We start from the raw sequence: 4,279 nt of genomic DNA on the forward strand, positions 1-4,279 counted from the left end.
GGGCGCGCGAGGTCGGCGGCTCGACGTGCGCCAAGCCCGCACCGTCGTGCACCAGACCGTCGCCGCGGTGGATGGCGCACCCGACATGGGGCCGCACGGGCTGCGACACAGCGCGGCCACCCACCTGCTCGAGGGCGGAGCTGACCTGCGTTTCGTGCAGGAGTTGCTTGGCCATTCCAGCCTGGCCACCACCCAGCTCTACACCCACGTCACGGTTGCCCGACTGCGGGCGGTGCATGACCGCGCCCATCCGCGGGCCTAATTCCGGGCCTCGAATGTGGGGTTGTGTCACGCTTTTTCGGCAAAAGCGTCCATCAACCCCACACTCGGCGACTGGAATAGTCACCCGCGCAGCGGTTTGAGCCGGATTGGCGTGGACGCCAGCAACCCCAGTGGGTCGACGTAATCGGCCCGGGCAGCCGGGCCCCACATCGCGCCCCAGTGCAGGCACGCCGCGACCGGACAGCCCGGGTGCCCGGCCAGCAATTCACCGATCACCGTCCCGGCGGTCAGCAGCTGCCCGACCCGCACAGTCGCCTGCACCGGTTCGTAGCTGGTGTGCAAACCACCCGGGTGAGCCAACGACACCACCTGCCGGCCAGCCAGCATCCCGGCGTAGACCACGGTCCCCGCGTCCGCGGTATATACCGGCTGGCCTGGCGTGCCCGCCAGGTCCACACCGCGATGTCCGCGGTTCCAGTCCGGGGCCGGGGCGTCGAAGGTTCGCACTACCGCCGGGTGCGGCCGCAGCGGCCAGTCCAGCCGCACGTCGTCCGCTCGGACCGGGCTTGCCCAGATCAGCGCCGCGACCAAGATCACCGCCACCCATCGCATATCCTCAGTTCACCTTGGCATCGCCAACCCGGCCAGCCAGCACTGTGGACAAAGCACCTGCTGAGACCGTGTAAACTGCTTCCCGCAGCCCGTATTAACGGACTGACTTCGCGCGTCTGCACCGCGGCTCGGAGTTCCACTAGGAGTTCGCACCGCATGCCGGGCGGTCCCGTTCCACAGCGGGTCCGGCATCGCAGCAGCCGCCAGGGCCCGGCTTCACCCGACGCCGGGCGACAACCGACACACAAAGGCATAAGCATGGCCGTAGTAACCATGAAGCAGCTGCTCGACAGCGGCACCCACTTCGGGCATCAGACCCGTCGCTGGAATCCCAAGATGAAGCGGTTCATCTTCACCGACCGCAACGGCATCTACATCATCGACTTGCAGCAGACGCTGACCTTCATCGACAAGGCGTACGAATTCGTCAAAGAGACCGTCGCCCATGGCGGCTCGGTGTTGTTTGTCGGTACCAAGAAGCAGGCGCAGGAGTCCATCGCCGCCGAAGCCACCCGGGTTGGCATGCCGTATGTCAATCAGCGCTGGCTGGGCGGCATGCTGACCAACTTCTCCACCGTCCACAAGCGGCTGCAGCGGCTCAAGGAACTCGAGACGATGGAGCAGACCGGTGGCTTCGAGGGCCGTACCAAAAAGGAAATCCTGGGCCTGACCCGGGAAAAGAACAAGCTGGAGCGCAGCCTGGGCGGTATCCGCGACATGGCGAAGGTGCCGTCGGCGGTTTGGGTCGTCGACACCAACAAGGAGCACATCGCCGTCGGCGAGGCTCGCAAGCTGGGTATCCCGGTGATCGCGATCCTCGACACCAACTGCGACCCCGACCTGGTCGACTACCCGATCCCGGGCAACGACGACGCGATCCGCTCGGCGGCCCTGCTGACCAAGGTGATCGCCTCGGCGGTAGCCGAGGGCCTGCAGGCGCGTGCCGGTCTTGGTCGCGGCGACGGCAAGCCCGAGGCAGAAGCGGCTGAGCCGCTCGCCGAATGGGAGCAAGAACTGCTGGCCTCGGCCACCGCTTCAGCAGAAGCCCCCGCGGCCGTGACCGCCGCCGGAGACGCAACCGAATCAACCCCCACGGAAGGCTGATATGGCGAACTTCACCGCTGCCGACGTCAAGCGGCTTCGGGAGCTCACCGGTGCCGGCATGCTCGACTGCAAAAACGCGCTGGCCGAAACCGACGGCGACTTCGACAAGGCCGTCGAGGCGCTGCGGATCAAGGGCGCCAAGGATGTCGGCAAGCGCGCCGAGCGGGCCACCGCCGAGGGTCTGGTGGCGGCCAAGGACGGCGCGCTGATCGAGCTGAACAGCGAGACCGACTTCGTCGCCAAGAACGCTGAGTTCCAAAAGCTCGCCGACGAGATCGTCGCGGCGGCCGCCAAGTCCAAGGCCGCCGACGTCGAAGCCGTCAAGGCTTCTCCTATTGGCCAAGCCTCGGGTACTAAAACCGTTGAGCAGGCCATCGCCGACCTGTCGGCGAAGATCGGCGAAAAGCTCGAATTGCGCCGGGTCGCGTACTTCGACGGCACCGTCGAGACCTACCTGCACAAGCGCGCAGCCGACCTACCGCCGGGCGTTGGTGTCCTGGTCGAGTACGGTCCGGGTAACGACCCGGACACAGGCACAGCCGCGGCACATGCCGTCGCGCTGCAGATCGCCGCACTCAAGGCCCGGTATTTGTCCCGCGACGACGTGCCCGACGACGTGGTGGCCAGCGAACGGCGTATCGCCGAAGAGACCTCGCGCGCGGAAGGCAAGCCCGAACAGGCCTTGCCCAAGATCGTCGAGGGCCGGCTGAACGGGTTCTTCAAGGACGTCGTGCTGCTCGAGCAGCCGTCGGTGTCCGACAACAAGAAGACGGTCAAGGCGCTGCTCGACGAGGCCGGCGTCACCGTCACACGGTTCGTCCGCTTCGAGGTGGGGCAGCAGTAGCATCAGCCGGATGCGACATGTGCACGCGTTTGATGACGACGCCCTCGGTGATCTCGATGCAGTCGAGCTGGTCGACGCCCTCAACTCCGGTCGGGTAGGCCGGGCCGAGGTCGTCGAGGCGGCGATCGCGCGCACCGAGGCCGTCAACGCCGCCGTGAACGGCTTGGCGTATCGGACATTCGACCAGGCCCGTGCCGCAGCGGCTGCACCCGAGAAGGACGGCTTTTTCAGCGGCGTACCCACCTTCGTCAAGGACAACGTTGACGTCGCCGGGCTGCCGACGATGCGGGGCGCCGACGCGTGGACACCGCGGCCAGCCGACCTCGACGGCGAGTTCGCGCAGGTGTACCTGGCCACCGGGATGACGTCGCTAGGCAAAACGCAGATGTCGGAGTACGGGTTCAGCGCCTCGGCCGAACACCCGCGGCTCGGACCGGTCCGCAACCCGTGGAACACCGACTACACCGCAGGCGCGTCGTCGTCGGGCTCCGGCGCCTTTGTCGCGGCCGGTGCGGTACCGATCGCCCACGCCAACGACGGCGGTGGCTCAATTCGGATCCCCGCGGCCTGCAACGGACTTGTGGGGTTGAAGCCGTCGCGCGGCCGGCTGCCGCTGGATAAGGAAGTCAGCCGAATGCCGATTCGCCTCGTCACCAACGGGGTGGTCACCCGATCGGTGCGCGACACCGCGGCCTTTTTCCGGGAAGCCGAACGCATCTGGCCCGCCCCGAAGCTGCCGCCGATCGGCGACGTGCGGCACCCCGGCAAGCAGCGGCTGAGGATCGCCGTCATCACCCGCTCGCTACTGCGTGAGTGCAGCGCCGAAGTCCGTGAGCTCACGCTGAAAACCGCCGGGTTGCTCGAAGAACTCGGCCACCGCGTCGACCACGTCGAAAAGCCGCCGGTGCCCAGCAGATTCGCCTCCGATTTTTTGCTGTATTGGGGGCTGCTGGCACTCGGCCAGATCCACCTCAGCCGAAGCGAGGCCGGCTTCGATCGCAGTCGGCTGGACAACCTGACCCTGGGCCTGGATCGGCTCGCGCGCCGCAACATGCACCGGCTGCCACTGGCGCTCATGCGTCTGCGGGGCGCGTGGCGGCACACCGCGCGTTTCGCCCGAACATATGACGCGGTGTTGACCCCGACGCTGGCCGACGAGACGCCGCCGATCGGTTACCTCGACCCGACTGCCGACTACCAGCAGATCATCGACCGGCTACAAGAATGGGTCGCGTTCACGCCGCTGCAGAACGTGACCGGGGAGCCCTCGATCTCGTTGCCGCTGGCAGAATCCGCCAACGGGTTGCCGGTCGGCATGATGTTGTCCGCGGTCACGGGAGCCGAAGTCCGGCTGCTGGAATTGGCCTACGAACTCGAAGAGGCCCAGCCGTGGGCCCGCATTCAGGCCGTTCGGTGACGATGCAGGCCGGGACGGCCTGAGGAGGAGCCGAACCATCAGTCCGTTCGGTGACGATGCAGGCCGGGACGGCCTGAGGA

The 4,279-nt window shown here is 67.0% G+C and carries 4 protein-coding genes and 1 pseudogene; 4 read left to right on the plus strand and 1 reads right to left on the minus strand.

The annotated features are described in order from the left end of the window. Positions 1–262: tyrosine-type recombinase/integrase (locus WAN71_RS11620; protein ID WP_422225469.1), on the plus strand; the 262-nt coding region annotated here is incomplete at its 5' end. Between the two features lie 89 nt (positions 263–351). Here WAN71_RS11620 and WAN71_RS11625 read toward each other — a convergent pair. Continuing rightward, positions 352–786: pseudogene (locus tag WAN71_RS11625) on the minus strand (M23 family metallopeptidase); the annotation flags it as partial. A gap of 306 nt (positions 787–1,092) precedes the next feature. Here WAN71_RS11625 and rpsB point away from each other — a divergent pair. Genes rpsB through WAN71_RS11640 form a run of 3 tightly spaced genes read left to right on the plus strand, consistent with a single transcriptional unit; the run spans position 1,093 to position 4,199 of the window. Next, entirely contained in the window at positions 1,093–1,938 is an 846-nt protein-coding gene (gene rpsB / locus WAN71_RS11630) for a 30S ribosomal protein S2 (RefSeq protein ID WP_422225470.1), read from the plus strand. A gap of 1 nt (position 1,939) precedes the next feature. Then, positions 1,940–2,782, plus strand: coding sequence for a translation elongation factor Ts (gene tsf, locus WAN71_RS11635; RefSeq protein WP_422225471.1), 843 nt, complete (start codon positions 1,940–1,942; stop codon positions 2,780–2,782). 10 nt (positions 2,783–2,792) lie between these two features. Continuing rightward, positions 2,793–4,199, plus strand: coding sequence for an amidase (locus WAN71_RS11640; RefSeq protein ID WP_422225472.1), 1,407 nt, complete (start codon positions 2,793–2,795; stop codon positions 4,197–4,199). Positions 4,200–4,279 lie beyond the last annotated feature (80 nt).

It is taken from the genome of Mycobacterium sp. (genome assembly GCF_049280035.1).
Taxonomy (GTDB): Bacteria; Actinomycetota; Actinomycetes; order Mycobacteriales; family Mycobacteriaceae; genus Mycobacterium.